A 14,362-nucleotide genomic window follows, 5' to 3' on the forward strand; every position below is an offset into this window, starting at 1 on the left:
ATTCGCTGAGATCCGCCGTGTGCCGCGATCGCGCGCGAGCGCGCTCCTACAACGGCATCCGCTCAACGTCGGGACCGGTTGACGGTCGCCAGTACGATCGCCGCGCCGCGATGCCTCGCCCCTGTAGGAGCGGCCTCGGCCGCGATCCCGTGATACCGGAATTCACCGACATCCATCAGCGCGCAAGCACGCGCCTACAACCGCGTGCCGCCACGTCCGACGGGGCGACAATCACCGCGCCAGCGCCGATCGCTTGTGTAGGAGCGGCCTCGGCCGCGATCCCGTGATGCCGGAATTCACCGACATCCGTCAGCGCCCAGGATCGCGCGCGAGCGCGCGCCGACCCCGGTGTCCCGTCAGCGCCGGAACAGGTTGACGATCGCCAACAGGATCACCGCGCCGATGAACGCGGTCACGAGGAAGCCGAGCCAGCCGCCGCCCACGCTGAGCCCGATCATCGGCAGCAGCCAGCCGCCGATGAAGCCGCCGACGATGCCGACCACGATGTTGAGCAGGATTCCCTGGCGATGCGCGGTGCGCATCAGCAGGCTGGCGAGCCAGCCGGCGATGCCGCCGACGACCAGATACACGATCCATTGCCCGAGCGACGACGGTTCCATCTTCGATTCCCCTGCGGTGTTGACGGTGATGCGGATGAGCCGGCGGCGCCGGACGCGGTGTCGGTCCGCTCAGCCCGGATCGGCGAGCAGCGCATCGAGCGCGGCACGCGGCAGCTTGCCGGTCTCGTTGCGCGGCAATGCGTCCACCCGGCGCAGGCGACGCGGCAGGAACACCGGGTCGACCGCCTGGCGCAGCGCCTCGAGCAGCACGGCATCGTCGAGTGCGGCGTCGGCGACGACGACCGCCGCGATCCGGCGCACGCCCTGCGCATCGGGCGCGGCGAGCTGGCAGACCACGCCGTCGCGCACGCCGTCGATCGCCAGCAGCCGCCGGGTGAGATCGGCCAGCGACGCGCGCTTGCCGGCGATCTCGATCATGTCGGCCTGGCGGCCACGCAGCACGAAGCGGCCGTCGGATTCCACCTCGACCAGATCGGCCAGCATCCGCGGCTCGGGCAGATGCGGCGCGCTGACCAGGGTGCCGTCCGGCACCGGCTGCAGGCGCACGCCGGCGAACGGGGTCCACGCGGTGTCGCGCGCGGTGCGGCGACGGGCGACGATGCAGGTCTCGGTGGAGCCGAACAATTCACGCACCTCGCAACCGAAGCGGCGCTCGGCCTCGGCGGCCAGCGCCTGCGGCAGCGGCGCGGTCGCGGTGGCGATCGCGGCCAGCGGCGGCAGCGCGACGCCCGATTCGACCAGCGTGCGCAGGTGCACCGGCGTGGTCACCAGCAGTGGCGGCCGCGGCGCATCGCGCAGTGCGGCGGCGATGTCGCCGGGGAAGAACGGGCGCGCACCGTGCACGGCGACGTCGCCCAGCATCGGCAGCAGCACCGACATCTCCATGCCGTACATGTGCTGCGGCGGCACCGTCGCGATCACCGGCAGCGTGGCGTCGTCGTGCAGGTCGGCCAGCGCGGCGAGGTTCTGCAGCGTGCTGGCGTGGAAGCCGGCCCAGGTCTTGGGGTTGGCGCCGGGTACGCCGGTGCTGCCGGAGGTGAAGCCGATCGCGACCAGCGCGCCGGCATCGAGCGTGGGCGCGTCGCCGTCGAGTTCCGGCAGCACATCGGGCAGGCGGACGTAGTGCGGCGGCGTGGGATCGTGGGCCGCATCGCGCATGCCGTCGCAGCCGCAGTGATCGCGATCGCCGATGCAGTAGCTGTGCGGGTGGCGCGCGCGGACGTCGTCGATCGCGCCACGCGTGCGCGCCGGGGGCAGCAGCGTGGTCTGGCCGCGCAGCGCGACCGCGCAGAACGCCACGAGGAACCGGTAGCGGTCTTCGCACAGGTTCAGCGCGAATGGTGCATCGGGCAGCTGCGCGGCCACGCCGCGCACATGGGCGAGGAACGTCGCCCGCGTGACCACACCATCCGGGCCGAAGGCGATCACCGCCTGCGCATCGCCGCGGACCATCGCCAGGCGGCCTGTTGCGTCCGCCGGCGAGGCCGCGGTGCCCTGTTCCCAAACGACTGCCGACATCCGGTTCCTGCTCCTGCCTGAAAGCTGCGCCGCACCGGTCGGCGCGAATATGACCTTTTAGCTTACGCTGGACGCCCTGTGGCATGCCAAGTGCGATGTTCAGCGAAGAAAGCAACCTGCGTGCCGGCCCGGTGCGCTGCGCCTGGCGCGACTACCACCGCGGCCAGGCCGCCGAGGCGCTCGTGCGCCCGTGGCTGGCCCTCGAACTCGACCGACCCGACGCCGCCCTGGACCTGGTGCGCGACGCCCGCGGCCGCCCGGCGCTGCGGATCGACGGGCATCCGGCCGGCAGCGGCCCCGACGTCAACTGGAGCCATAGCGGCGAGTTGCTGCTGGTCGCGCTCGGCGACGGCGTGCGGGTCGGCGTCGATGTCGAGTGGCTGCGCCCGCGGCCCCAGGCGATGGCACTGGCCCAGCGCTTTTTCGCCCCCGGCGAGGCCGCCGCGCTCGCGCGGATGGCGCCCGCCGCCGCCGAAGCCGCGTTCGTCCAGCTGTGGTGTGCCAAGGAGGCGGTGCTCAAGGCCCATGGCCATGGCCTGTCGTTCGGGCTGGACCGGCTGGAATTCACCGCGCAGGGCGATGCCTGGGCGCTGACCGCCTGCGACCCGGCGCTCGGCGCGCCGGCCGACTGGGCGCTGCACGCCTTTTCGCCGCGCCCCGACTACCTCGCCACGCTCGCCTGGCGCCCGCGCGCCTGAAGCCGGGCGGCGCCGCCCGTAGACTAGGCGGATGACTCCGTCCGACGATCCCGCGCTGCGCGCCGACCTCGACGCCGGCCTGCACACGCTGGGCCTGGCCCCGGCGCTGGCCGGCCCGCTGCTGGCCTACCTCGACCTGCTGGCGCGCTGGAACCGCACCTACAACCTGACCGCGATCCGCGACCCGCGCGAGATGGTCACCCGCCACCTGCTCGATTCGCTGGCGATGGTGCCGCATGTCGCCGACCTGCCGACGCTGGCCGATCTGGGCACCGGCCCCGGCCTGCCCGGCATCCCGCTGGCGATCGCGCTGCCGGCGCTGAAGGTCACGCTGGTCGAGTCCAACGGCAAGAAGGCCCGCTTCCTGCGCGAGGCCGTGCGTACGCTCAAGCTCGCCAATGCCGAGGTCGCCGAATCGCGCATCGAGGCCGTCGACCGGCCCGGCGCCTTCGCAGCGATCACCGCGCGCGCGCTGGCCACGCTGCCCGACATCCTGGCCGCAGGCGGCCACCTGCCTGCGGCCGACGGCCGCCTGCTGGCGATGAAGGGCGTGCGCCCCGACGACGAGATCGCCGCGCTGCCGCCGGGCTGGGCGGTGCGCGACATCCACCCGCTGCGGGTGCCGGGGCTGGACGCCGAGCGCCATCTGGTCGTGGTGGGACGCACGCCGCCGCAGGGGGCATAATCCCCGGTCCGGCCGTTCCCGACGTCCGGCCCTCTTTCCTCGGAACCCCCGGAGCCCATGGCCCGAATCATCGCCATCGCCAACCAGAAGGGCGGCGTCGGAAAGACGACGACGGCCGTGAACCTGGCCGCGGCGCTCGCGCGCACGCCGCTGCGCGTGCTGCTGGTCGATCTCGACTCCCAGGGCAACGCGACCATGGGCTGCGGCATCGACAAGAGCATCGTGCCGGTCTCCACCTGCGACGTGCTGCTGGGGGAAATCGAAGCCGGCGACGCGATCGTGCAGACCGAGGAAGAGGTCGACCTGATTCCCGGCAACACCGATCTCACCGCCGCCGAACTCGAACTGATGGGCGCCGACGATCGCGAGCAGCGCCTCAAGCGCGCGCTCGAGCCGCTGCGTCCGCGCTACGACTACATCCTCATCGACTGTCCGCCGGCGCTGTCGCTGCTGACGCTCAATGCGCTGACCGCGGCCGACTCGGTGCTGGTGCCGATGCAGTGCGAGTACTACGCACTCGAGGGCCTGACCGCGCTGCTGCAGACGATCGATGCGATCAAGCAGAACCTCAACCCGAAACTCGAGGTCGAGGGTGTGCTGCGCACGATGTTCGACGTGCGCAACAACCTCGCCAATGCGGTGTCGGGCGAACTCACCAGCCACTTCGGCGACAAGGTGTTCCGCACCATCGTGCCGCGCAACGTGCGCGTGGCCGAGGCGCCGAGCCACGGCCAGAGCATCGTCGGCTACGACCGGGCCTCGCGCGGCGCGGTGGCCTATCTGGGCCTCGCCGGCGAGATCGTCCGCCGCCAGCACGAGCGCGACCGGGCGGCCACGGCCGGCCCGGCCACCACAGGGATGGAGACCCCGGCATGACCACGCCCAAGACGCCCGCGAAAGCGCCGGCCAAGAAGCGTGGCCTCGGCCGCGGCCTCGAAGCCCTGCTCGGCCCCAAGGCCGCCGCCGAAGCGCCGACCAGCCTGGAGGCGACCGAGCAGGACACCCTGCGCGTGCTGCCGATCGATGCGCTGAGCGCCGGCAAGTACCAGCCGCGCAAGCACTGGGACGCCGACAAGCTCACCGAGCTGGCCGAGTCGATCAAGGCGCAGGGCGTGATCCAGCCGCTGGTCGTGCGCGAGCGGCCCGACCGCACGTTCGAGATCATCGCCGGCGAACGCCGCTGGCGCGCGTCCAAGCAGGCCGGCCTGAGCGAAGTGCCGGCGGTGGTGCGCAACGTCGAGGACCGCACGGTCGTCGCGATGGCGCTGATCGAGAACATCCAGCGCGAAGACCTCAACCCGCTGGAAGAAGCGCAGGCGCTGCAGCGGCTGATCGACGAATTCGATCTCACCCACGCCCAGGCCGCCGAGGCCGTGGGCCGGTCGCGCGCCGCGGTGTCCAACCTCCTGCGTCTGCTGGAACTGCCGACCGCGATCCGCGTCCTGGTCGAGTCCAAGCAGCTGGAGATGGGCCATGCCCGTGCGCTGCTGACGTTGTCCCCGGACCTCGCCAGCAAACTCGCCGCCGATGCCGTCGAACACGGCTGGTCGGTGCGCGAAGTCGAACACCGCGCGCAGCAGTTCGCCGCGGGCCGCGTCCCGGGTGGCGACACCCGGACCGTCGCGCGCAACAAGGCGCGGCCGCAGGCCGACATCGTCTCGCTGGAGAACGAACTGTCGGAAACCCTGGGCACGCGCGTGTCGATCGCCAACGGCCGCGGCAACAAGGGCCGGCTGGTGATCCACTACGGCAACCTCGAAGCGCTCGACGGCGTACTCGAACGCCTGCGCGCCGCGCGCGGCTGAATCCACGACGCCGCCGCGTCAATGGCGGCAAACGGATCAGGGCGACGCCACCGCATCGGCCTCGCGATCACGCAGGCGCTGAAGACGGCGCGCCGGGGGTCGACTCGCCCGCCAGTCGCGCCCTGCACCTGAACATCGTGCGTGGCGGCCTCCGACACCTAGGGTCGATCCGGATGCCGCGTCGACGGGGGCGGCACTAGGCTCGAAGCCTCCTGCTCGCGCCACGGTGGCCCCCATGTCCGATCCCGCCCTGCTCGGCCCGCTCGCCTCCCCCGCCCGGTTCCCCACCTCGCCGGCCGCACCGTTCGATGTGGCGGCGGCACGCACCGACGCTCAGATCGAAGACACCGCGCGCGCCATCCTCGACACCGGCGACCGCTGGCTGATCGCGGACGACTACGACGCGCGCGCCGTGCATTTCGCCGAGGAGATGGCCGGCCTCGCCCCGGCCGACCAGACCCGCCTGGTGCAGGAGGTCCTGCGGCAGGATCCCGGCGCGCTCGCCTCGTGGATGAAGCTCGACATCGTCGACCGCATGCAGGCCGAGGGCCGCATCTCGCAGGACGGTTACGAAGCGATCGCCAGCGGCTTCGTCGAGGCCTACAACGCAGGCACGCTGGACCAGGCCCAAGCCGAACAGTTCCTGCAGATCGGATCGATGATCGACCGCGCGCCCGGCATCGCCGACCAGCCGTTCACCCAGATGCAGGATTTCCTGGCCGCGGCCGGCAGCACCGACGGCGCCGAGCGGTTCCGCGAGGATTTCGCCGAGGCCCTGCTGACGCGCGCGTTGTCCGACAACGCCGCCTGGGCCGTGCACGCACCGGGCCTGGCGATGCAGATCGCGGCCGGCTCGAACGATCCGGACATGCCCGCCAACGTGTTCAATGATGTGCTCGAGGCCAACGGCGGCGGGGACGCCACGCGCGACACGCTGCTGACCGCGATCGGCGAATCCACGATCGGCTTCCGCAACAGCCAGGGCGTGGTGGACGCGGTGAATCCGCTGGCGACGCTGATCGATTCGGTCGCCGCGCAGCCCGACACCACGCAGTGGAACGACATCGCCGTGGGCATCGCGCGGTACGCCGAATCCGGCAACGACGACGTGCTGTTCGACTTCTACAACGACGACGCGCCGTTCGCCGATACCGCGGGCGCGCTGAGCGGACTGCTGGCCAGTGACCACGGTGACGCGATGCTGACCGCGCTGGCGAGCTGGGACTCGCGGGCCGTGCCGCAGGGCAACGAGCATGCACAGCAGTTCGGCGCCAATGCGATCCAGCTCGGCAACCTGATGCGCATCACCGCGATGAACCCGGACAACCCCGGCGCGCAGCAGGCGATGGACAGCATCCAGGCCTGGACCCAGGTTCGGAAGGACTATCTCAATGGCGTCGAGGGAACCTATCCCGACGGCCTTGATGTCTCCACCGCGCGTCAGCAGCTGGGCATCCTCGGCGGCGCCGCGTTCGACGCGGTCCAGCAGATGAAGATCGACCAGGACAACCGTGCAGCGGCGACGCAGGCGCTGGTCGGCTTCGTCGTCGACATCGGCCTGGCCGCCGTGCCCGGTGGCGGCAAGATCAGCAGCCTGGTCGCCGGCGATCTCAAGAGCGCGTTCGGCAACAACCCCGCCGTCGATCGCCTGATCGATCAGGCGCTGTCGAGCGGCGACACGCTCGGCGCATCCGCGGTCGACCAGCTCAAATCCGACATCGCGGCCGCGCTCGACGACCAGCAGGCCGACCTGGCCCTGCTGCGCACCGATGCCAGCCACTTCGTCACCGACGCCGTAATCGGCGGACTGTCGGGGGGAACCCAGGCCGATGGCGGCCAGTCGCATCGCGACATCGTCGAGGGCCACATCCAGAACGTGCAGGACGACATCCGCGACAACCGCAGCTGAGCCCCGGCTGCAGCGCCCGCGCCGGCCTGACGGCGGGCGCGGGCGTGTTCCCGTCTGGCGCGTGGTGCGGCGTTGCGCGGCTGCGTGAATCACGCGTCCGGATCGGCCGATCTCCTCCGACGCGTGCGCGTTCGCCGTTGCGGCGTCAGCTGCGCGCCCGCGACGGGCTGCGCGTCGCTCTCTGCGTCGCGACGCGGAACCACGGCGCGCGCGGGATTCGAGCGGGCCTCAGTGTGCGTACGTCTACGGCGAACCGGGTCGCCCGGTGTGCTCCGCGGCCGCGTTCAACGCCCGCCACCGCCACCGCCACCACCGCCACCGCCCGAGAACCCGCCCCCTCCGCCGCCGAACGAGCTGCCCGACGCACTGCCGGGCGGCGTGGCGGACGACGCGATCTGCGACGCCAAGCCACTGCCGATCGCCTTGCTGAAACCGGCGATGTCGCCCGGCCCGGCGCCGCCACCGCGGCCGGTCGCGTGGTACCAGGCGATCGAACCGGTCGCGGCTGCGACCGCCGCGCTGCCGACAGCGGCGGTGAGCTTCTTGGTCCACGCGTCCTCCACCTCCAGCGCCACCGCATACGGCAGCAGGGCTTCGAAGCGGCCGGCGTCCAGCGTGGGTTCCGCGTCACCCGGCCCCTGCAGGCGCTGCAGATCCTGTTTGTCGGCCACGGTGAGATAGCGGCGGAAGCCTTCGATGCGGTCGCGCATCGCGCGCCCTTCGGGCGTGACCGCCGGCAGCAGGAACGCGAACACGAGGAAGGTCACCACCATCGCCACGAACACCGGGACCGCCAGCAGCAGCCCGGTGCCGGTGCCGACGCCGAACAGCACCGCCGCGCCCGTGGACACCGCGCCGATCAACGCCATCGCGCCGATGCTGCCGCCATTGATCTTGTAGAGACCCTGCCGGAAGCGCGAGCCCATCGCCTGCTTGATGCGACGCTGGTGCGCGGCGAGGATCGCCTGCATGCGGCTGGCCTGGTCCTTGTCGAATTCCAGCGTGTCACCGGTCTTGAACAGGTCCGCCAGCAGCGCCTGCTGACCGGGCGACAGCGTGCCGCCGCCGGATGCCCGGGTGATACGCCAGCGGTCGCCCAGCAGTTTGCCTTCGCGATGCACGGCCACGTGCCCGGCCACGGCCAGTGCCAGCACGTCGGCCGAGAACGCGCGCGTGTCCACATGGGTCTTCTCGATGTAGCGCAGCGTGGCCGGCGGGAGATCATCGGGCGGGTCGTAGGTGACGACGATCGGGCCCGGCTTCGGATCGCGCCCGACCGTGCGCCAGCGCACCAGGCCGAACAGCAGCATGACGATCCAGCCAACCAGCGCGATCAATGCACCGCGGTTGTCGCCGAGCAGCCACAGCAGGCGTTGCTGCCGCGTCGGTTCGGGCACCAGGCCCTTGGGAAACGCCAGTGTCGTGGTGAAGCCTTCGCCCGGCTGCAGCGGCGCGGTCAGCGTCCAGCGTGCCTCGCCCGGCGCGGTGATCGCCGCGCGGCAGGCCTGCGCGCGCGAGCCCTGCGCACCGGTCCAGCATTCTGCCAGCAGATCGGCGGCGGGCACGGACTGCGGCAGCCGCAGCGTCGCAGTGCCGGCGTCGATGGGAAAATCCCAGCCCGTGCCGATCGCATTCCAGTACAGCTCGTCGTGCGCATCGAAGAACCCGATCTGGCGCGTCGTGCGGTAGCGCAGGGTGTACGTGAACTCGCCCGGCACCGGCAGCAACGCGTCGCTGCCGGTGTTGATGCGCACGCCGTTGGCCCGGTTCTCGATGAAGAACGGCTCGGGCCGTCCGTCGCGTTGCAGGCCGAGCATCTCGAACTCGACCGCGATGCGATTGCCGTGCCGGTCCCGATAGCGCGTGGGGAACGTGCGATAGATGCCGCGGCGGATGTTCGCGCCTTCGGCGCGCACGCGGATGTGTTCGGTGACGTCGAGGCTGCCGTCGGCAGCGAGGTGCAGATCGCTGTCGTAGGACAGGATGCGCTCCTGCGCCATCAGCGGCGCGGCGCACAGCAGCAGCAAGAACAGCAGCACTCGGATCATCGACGGAGCTCCAGCGGGCGTCGCCGGAGTGGCAGGCGGGCGACGGTCACATCCGATGCTAACCCGACGTCATCGTATGGACGGCGCGCGCGATCCCTCGCGCCGTGCGAGTGTGTTCCCGCTGCTTGTAGCGCCTGCGCTTTGCGCGGGCGCACGTTCGAACTCCGATCAAGGACGGTCCATGGCGTATCGCCTGATGCTCAAGACGATCTGGCGCGCGTTTCTCGACGCGCTGTTCCCCAAGCGACGCGTGCTGCGCGCCCTGCGCGAGAAATGGGGCGCGCCCGGAGACCGGGAGCACACCGCTGCGTCGAATTACTTCGCGTTCACGCGCGCCGCCTCACCCGACGACGTGGTGGACGACCAGACCTGGACGGACCTGGAATTTCCGCGGCTGTTCGCCGAGGTCGATTCCACCGACACGCCGCTCGGCAGCCAGTACCTCTATCGCCAGCTCCGCAGCTGGGGCGCCTCGCCGGAGGCGCTGGCCGCGCATTACGCCAGCTGCCGCACGCTGCAGCGCGACGCCGCGCTGCGCGAGACGATCCAGCTGCGCCTGGCCGGCCTGGATACGCTGGGCAGCACGCAGCTCGCGCGCTTCATCTTCGGTACGCCACCGGACATCGGCCGGCTGCATCGGCTGTTGCCGGCGTGGAGCCTGGTGTGCATCGCGACCCTGGCCGCCGTGGTCGCCCTGTCGTGGCCGATCTGGCTCGTCCTGGTCGTGGTGGGCGTCAACCTGTGGCTGATCGTGCATCTCTCGGCGCCGCTGTTCCGCGACATCGAACAGCTCAAGAGCTGTCACCGGATGCTCCGCACCGCCGACGCGCTGGCCGCGATCCGGCATGCGGGCCCGGAACTGCCGCAACTCGCACGTCTCTCTGCCGACGCCCCGCTGCGCCGCAAGGTGCACCGCGCGCTGGGCTGGATCTCGATCCTCTATTCGCCGTGGGTGCAGAGCATCGCGGTGTGGTTGAACCTGCTGTTCCTGGTGGAACTGGCCGCCTACGCACGCACCGTGGCGCGCTTCGACCGCGTGCGTGCGGAACTGGCTGCGATCTTCGACAGCGTCGGGGCGCTGGACGCAGCCATCGCCGTGGCGTCGTATCTGGAGCGCCGGCCCGCGCACTGCCAGCCGTCGATCGCGGACCGGGCGCTGCTCGAACTCGTCGACGGCGTGCATCCGCTGGTCGCGCGCCCGGTTCCCAACACGATCCGCCTCGACGGACGCTGCGCACTGATCACCGGCTCCAACATGGCCGGCAAGACCACCTTCATCAAGCTGGTCGGCATCAACCTCATCCTCGGCCGCACGCTCGGGTTCTGTTGTGCCCGCACGGCGACGCTGCCCGATACCGGCGTCATGGCAGTGATCCGCGGCGAACACTCGGTCGAATCCGGCAAGAGTCATTACTTCGCCGAGATGACCGCGATCCAGACCTTCATCGAACGCGCGGAGCGCGGCACCTGCCGGCTGTTCCTGATCGATGAACTGTTCAACGGCACCAACACCGTCGAGCGGCTGGCCGCCGGTCGCGCCGTGCTCGAACGGCTCGGTCGCCACGCACAGGTGCTGGTGACCACGCACGATGTCGAACTGCAGGACGACGTCACCGGACCCTACGACCTGTACTACTTCCAGGAAGATCCGGACATCGACGGCTGGTTCGACTATCGCCTGCGGCTCGGCCGCACCGACCGGCGCAATGCGATCCGGCTGCTGGCGCGGAATGGATTTCCGGCGGATCTGGTCGCGGAGGCACTGCGGTACGCGGACACCTACGCATCGGTCGGGACGTAACGGCCCGCATCAACTCCGCGGGCGGTATCCGCGGATCGAAGACATCAATCTGTCCCCACCACCCCCGATGCCCGGCGCCTCCGCGCACTCGTCGCATTGTCGCGTTCGGAAAGACGCCGTGCTTGAGATTCGCAGCCGTTGATGTCCGCCGGTCGGCTGGCGTCGGCGACGCATCGTTGATAGGTCCGCAGCATCGGCTGGTCGGTACACGTCGCCTGCAGTGACACCACATGATCGTGGAAGGTCATATCGCCGGTCGCCTCGTCCATCAGCGCGGCGAGTTTGGTGTAGGTCGCCTGGCACTCCTCGACAGTCGCGAACGTCCTCCCCGACGGGTTTCCGATCAGATAGAAGGACCCGCCGAATGCCAGAACCGCAAGTATCGTGAGCGAGCGGTGCACGAGCCGTTCGCGCGGGAACGGACCGAATGCATCGACCAGGAACTTGGCCGCGATCAGCAGGATCGCGAGCACCGCTGGCGGAATCGCTTCGTTGTGCAGATGCAGACCGCCCCGCCGCCGACCAGGCAGATAGAGGTCGTTGAACACGTCGCCGGCCAGCGCATACGCGATCAGCGCGATCGCGATGTAGAGCCCGGTGACGCGTCCCTTCGGCGTGGTCCTTCGCATGCGTGCCCCTTCCATGGTCGAAGCGTGCCGGTTACGCGCGTGCGCGAGGCACCGGAACACAAATTCCCATATGCCCAGGATGCGCCTCCCGACGCCGGGCCCGGACCGTGACTCTTTCCACTGTCGGGGGCGGTGACGGTGCGCCTAGCCTGTCCCAGGCGCGCCGTCCCGGCAGCGCCACCGCACGGGAGTGAGGATATGCGAATCCGTCTGCTGGGCTGCCTCCTCGCCCTGGTGGCCCTGCCTGCCACCGCGCAGGACACGGACACCTGGCTGCTCGCCGTCGACCGCTGGGGCAATGCCGAACACCGCATCCTCAGCATCGCCTCTTCCGCTGATCGGGTCTCGGGCGACCTCGACGGCTGGGAGGTGAGCGGCTCGCGGGCGGGGACGCATCTGAGCCTCACCGCCGTCGACACCCATTCGGTTCCGTACCGCTTCGAAGGCGAGATCGCGGGGGACACCCTGACGGGCTGGGCGGACTATCCGGATACCAGCAACCAGGGCCCACGGGCGCGGCATGCGTTCACCGGGCAGCGCCTCACGCTGCCGTCGGGCCCGCCCACAAGCACCGTGCACGCGCCCAAGAGTTATTCCAATACCTTCGACGCGTCGCGCGCGCCGGTCATGGTGATTCAGCCCGGCGACGTGGTGGCGACCCGCACCATCGATTCGGGGGGCGTGGACGCGCAGGGCGATGTCGTCGCGCTGTACGGAAATCCGCAGACCGGCCCGTTCTTCGTGTCCGGCGCCAAGGCCGGCGATGTGCTGGCCGTGCATATCCGGCGCCTGCGGCTGAATCGCGAATACGCCGACAGCCTCGATGGCTTCAGCAGCAGGGCGATGTCGCTCGGCCTCGCATCCCGCGCCACCGGCCTGGGCCAGCGGGTGCGCTGGCGTCTGGATCGCGAGGCCGGCACCGCCCGCCTGGACGCGCCGGGCGCAGGCCTGCAGCGCTACGTGGTGCCGGTGAAACCGATGCTGGGCGGTCTGGGTGTGGCGCCGGATTTCGGCTTCGGTGCGCCGTCCGCCGGCGACACCGGCCGCTGGGGCGGCAACATGGATTTCAACGGCATCGTCGAAGGGGCCACCGTCTACCTGCCGGTCTTCCAGCCCGGCGCGATGCTCTACCTCGGCGACGGACACGCGCTGCAGGGCGACGGCGAGACCACCCAGTGGGCACTGGAAACCTCGCTGGACGTCGAGTTCAGCGTCGACATCCTGCCCGGGCGCCCCCTGGCCGCACCGCGGGTCGAGGACGCGGCGCGCATCACCGTGCTCGGCCAGGCTCCGTCGCTGGACGACGCCGTGCGCGCCGCGACCGGCGCGATGGTCCAGTGGCTGGAGCAGGACTACGGCCTGACGGTGTCGGAGGCGTCGCTCGTGCTGGGCACGTCGGCCGAATACCGCGTCGCCACGCTGGCAGGCCGCAACGCCGGGATCGCACTGAGCCTGGCCAAGGAACGTCTTGCGGGCTTGCGTGGCCATGACCCGCATGCACGCCGCGATGCGCGGTCCCCCTGAGATCCGAATCCACACAGGTGGCGTGCGGCCGCGTCCGAACGATCGCGACCGTGCGATGACATCCGTGGACGAATGGCGCGCGAGCCTCGGCATCCATCAGGCAGACGTCCTCGTCTCCGTCGAAGCGCGTGCAAGCGACACTTCCATCTCGACCGGCACGTCGCGCCCCCGATTCATGCGCTGACTGGACAGGGGCAGGCGCGCTGCCCTCTCCACCCAGGCGCCGATGCCGCGTCGGCTGCATCGCGCCGGTGGCGTCGACCCGCCGCAGGCGACCATCGGGCCCGACTCGTGCACGACGCCGCGCGTATCCCTGATCCGCAACAGGAACGCGTCGGGGCTGCCCCGGTTCGGTGCGTGATCGGAATAGACCTGGAAGCGCGCAATGTCCGTCGGCCCCAGGGACGCTTCATAGGGCGTCCTCATGTCGTGGCCGAGCGCGATGTGCCATCCGTCCGCGCCATTCAAGGGCACGAACTCCACGTGCGACGGGTGGATGTGGAAGGGCGCTTGTTTCTCGTAGACCGGAAATGCCACACGCCCGCGTGGCCCGTTCCTGATCTCGACGATCGCCGAGCCCACGTCTGGAAACTCGAGGCAATGCGAGGGCACCGACGCGATGGCGACCTCCGCGTGGCTTCGAGGGTGGGTGTGGTGACATCCCGCCAGCAGAGCGGCAATCGCGAGCGAGAGAGCGATTCTCGTGCGACGGCGTGCCATCTCGCACCGACGTCTGCGTGCATGGCCATCCATCCACACGCCTACCACTGACCGCACGCGAACTCTCCTTCATACGTATCGCCGGCCACCACCAGCTGCGCACGCGGGCCCTCGCCTTCCAGCCTGAAGCTCGGCGGCAAGGTGGGATCGCCCGGATTCGTGTAGACGAGACGGATGCGCCGGGCCTGTGGATCGAGCGCCAGCAACGCGTAGGTACCCGACGCCAGACTGCGGGGACCGTCCTCTCCAGCAATGAGGATGCCGCCCAATTCGCCGTAGCCCAAGAACTCGAGATCGGGCACCGGAGCGCCGTCCGGGGCATGGAACATGCACATCGTGCTGCTGGCAGCGACGGGCCACACGGCGAGCGCCAACGCGGTGGCGGCGATGCATCGCATCGTTGACGTCATGTCGGAATCCTCCTCGCCTGATCCGCGTCGAACC

13 protein-coding genes are annotated in these 14,362 nt (G+C 70.4%); 7 read left to right on the plus strand and 6 right to left on the minus strand.

Going from position 1 to position 14,362, the window contains the following annotated elements; all coding sequences use genetic code 11:
- Positions 1-356: 356 nt before the first annotated feature.
- The gene (locus ACF3M1_RS14935; protein WP_394001953.1) at positions 357-620 is read right to left on the minus strand and encodes a GlsB/YeaQ/YmgE family stress response membrane protein; all 264 of its coding nucleotides are present in this window, start codon (positions 618-620) and stop codon (positions 357-359) included.
- Between the two features lie 69 nt (positions 621-689).
- Positions 690-2,033, minus strand: coding sequence for an AMP-binding protein (locus ACF3M1_RS14940; protein WP_394005291.1), 1,344 nt, complete (start codon positions 2,031-2,033; stop codon positions 690-692).
- A gap of 149 nt (positions 2,034-2,182) precedes the next feature.
- Between ACF3M1_RS14940 and ACF3M1_RS14945 the strand changes: the two genes are divergently transcribed.
- The 5 genes from ACF3M1_RS14945 (at position 2,183) to ACF3M1_RS14965 (ending at position 7,196) form a co-directional block, all read left to right on the plus strand.
- Positions 2,183-2,797, plus strand: a complete 615-nt coding sequence (locus ACF3M1_RS14945; protein ID WP_394001955.1) for a 4'-phosphopantetheinyl transferase family protein — start codon at positions 2,183-2,185, stop codon at positions 2,795-2,797.
- 31 nt (positions 2,798-2,828) lie between these two features.
- On the plus strand, positions 2,829-3,482 hold the full coding sequence (gene rsmG / locus ACF3M1_RS14950; protein ID WP_394001957.1) for a 16S rRNA (guanine(527)-N(7))-methyltransferase RsmG: 654 nt from the start codon (positions 2,829-2,831) through the stop codon (positions 3,480-3,482).
- 57 nt (positions 3,483-3,539) lie between these two features.
- Positions 3,540-4,358: a ParA family protein gene (locus tag ACF3M1_RS14955; protein ID WP_394001959.1), complete on the plus strand. Its 819-nt coding sequence runs from the start codon at positions 3,540-3,542 to the stop codon at positions 4,356-4,358.
- A complete protein-coding gene (locus ACF3M1_RS14960; RefSeq protein ID WP_394001962.1) occupies positions 4,355-5,287 on the plus strand; it encodes a ParB/RepB/Spo0J family partition protein in 933 nt (310 codons plus the stop codon). Before ACF3M1_RS14955 ends, ACF3M1_RS14960 begins: the two co-directional genes overlap by 4 nt.
- Before the next feature lie 235 nt (positions 5,288-5,522).
- Complete coding sequence (locus tag ACF3M1_RS14965; RefSeq protein ID WP_394001963.1) at positions 5,523-7,196, plus strand: hypothetical protein; 1,674 nt, start codon at positions 5,523-5,525, stop codon at positions 7,194-7,196.
- Between the two features lie 284 nt (positions 7,197-7,480).
- Here the strand turns inward: ACF3M1_RS14965 and ACF3M1_RS14970 are convergent, their stop codons facing one another.
- Entirely contained in the window at positions 7,481-9,244 is a 1,764-nt protein-coding gene (locus tag ACF3M1_RS14970) for a DUF2207 domain-containing protein (RefSeq protein ID WP_394001965.1), read from the minus strand.
- A 181-nt stretch (positions 9,245-9,425) separates the two neighbouring features.
- Here ACF3M1_RS14970 and ACF3M1_RS14975 point away from each other — a divergent pair, with 181 nt between their 5' ends.
- Positions 9,426-11,045 (plus strand): hypothetical protein, encoded by a 1,620-nt coding sequence (locus tag ACF3M1_RS14975; protein WP_394001967.1) that lies wholly within the window; start codon positions 9,426-9,428, stop codon positions 11,043-11,045.
- 44 nt (positions 11,046-11,089) lie between these two features.
- Here ACF3M1_RS14975 and ACF3M1_RS14980 read toward each other — a convergent pair whose 3' ends face one another.
- Positions 11,090-11,674 (minus strand): hypothetical protein, encoded by a 585-nt coding sequence (locus tag ACF3M1_RS14980; protein ID WP_394001969.1) that lies wholly within the window; start codon positions 11,672-11,674, stop codon positions 11,090-11,092.
- Between the two features lie 198 nt (positions 11,675-11,872).
- On the opposite strand from ACF3M1_RS14980, the gene ACF3M1_RS14985 reads away from it, so the two are divergent.
- Entirely contained in the window at positions 11,873-13,198 is a 1,326-nt protein-coding gene (locus ACF3M1_RS14985) for an acetamidase/formamidase family protein (RefSeq protein ID WP_394001971.1), read from the plus strand.
- A gap of 96 nt (positions 13,199-13,294) precedes the next feature.
- Here ACF3M1_RS14985 and ACF3M1_RS14990 read toward each other — a convergent pair whose 3' ends face one another.
- Both ACF3M1_RS14990 and ACF3M1_RS14995 read right to left on the minus strand, forming a co-directional pair.
- On the minus strand, positions 13,295-13,780 hold the full coding sequence (locus ACF3M1_RS14990; protein ID WP_394001973.1) for a hypothetical protein: 486 nt from the start codon (positions 13,778-13,780) through the stop codon (positions 13,295-13,297).
- 179 nt (positions 13,781-13,959) lie between these two features.
- Positions 13,960-14,328: a hypothetical protein gene (locus ACF3M1_RS14995; protein WP_394001975.1), complete on the minus strand. Its 369-nt coding sequence runs from the start codon at positions 14,326-14,328 to the stop codon at positions 13,960-13,962.
- Positions 14,329-14,362: the final 34 nt, after the last annotated feature.

Source organism: Luteimonas sp. WGS1318 (assembly GCF_043187535.1).
Classification (GTDB): Bacteria; Pseudomonadota; Gammaproteobacteria; order Xanthomonadales; family Xanthomonadaceae; genus Luteimonas.

What these genes read in the sequence shown, in the direction of transcription:
- ACF3M1_RS14975 (WP_394001967.1), top strand. Translation starts at nt 9,426, where the DNA reads ATGGCGTATCGCCTGATGCTCAAGACGATCTGGCGCGCGTTTCTCGAC.
- ACF3M1_RS14995 (WP_394001975.1), bottom strand. Translation starts at nt 14,328, where the DNA reads ATGACGTCAACGATGCGATGCATCGCCGCCACCGCGTTGGCGCTCGCC.
- ACF3M1_RS14945 (WP_394001955.1), top strand. Translation starts at nt 2,183, where the DNA reads ATGCCAAGTGCGATGTTCAGCGAAGAAAGCAACCTGCGTGCCGGCCCG.
- ACF3M1_RS14980 (WP_394001969.1), bottom strand. Translation starts at nt 11,674, where the DNA reads ATGCGAAGGACCACGCCGAAGGGACGCGTCACCGGGCTCTACATCGCG.
- ACF3M1_RS14940 (WP_394005291.1), bottom strand. Translation starts at nt 2,033, where the DNA reads ATGGTCCGCGGCGATGCGCAGGCGGTGATCGCCTTCGGCCCGGATGGT.
- ACF3M1_RS14960 (WP_394001962.1), top strand. Translation starts at nt 4,355, where the DNA reads ATGACCACGCCCAAGACGCCCGCGAAAGCGCCGGCCAAGAAGCGTGGC.
- ACF3M1_RS14935 (WP_394001953.1), bottom strand. Translation starts at nt 620, where the DNA reads ATGGAACCGTCGTCGCTCGGGCAATGGATCGTGTATCTGGTCGTCGGC.
- ACF3M1_RS14955 (WP_394001959.1), top strand. Translation starts at nt 3,540, where the DNA reads ATGGCCCGAATCATCGCCATCGCCAACCAGAAGGGCGGCGTCGGAAAG.
- ACF3M1_RS14985 (WP_394001971.1), top strand. Translation starts at nt 11,873, where the DNA reads ATGCGAATCCGTCTGCTGGGCTGCCTCCTCGCCCTGGTGGCCCTGCCT.
- ACF3M1_RS14965 (WP_394001963.1), top strand. Translation starts at nt 5,523, where the DNA reads ATGTCCGATCCCGCCCTGCTCGGCCCGCTCGCCTCCCCCGCCCGGTTC.
- ACF3M1_RS14970 (WP_394001965.1), bottom strand. Translation starts at nt 9,244, where the DNA reads ATGATCCGAGTGCTGCTGTTCTTGCTGCTGCTGTGCGCCGCGCCGCTG.
- rsmG (WP_394001957.1), top strand. Translation starts at nt 2,829, where the DNA reads ATGACTCCGTCCGACGATCCCGCGCTGCGCGCCGACCTCGACGCCGGC.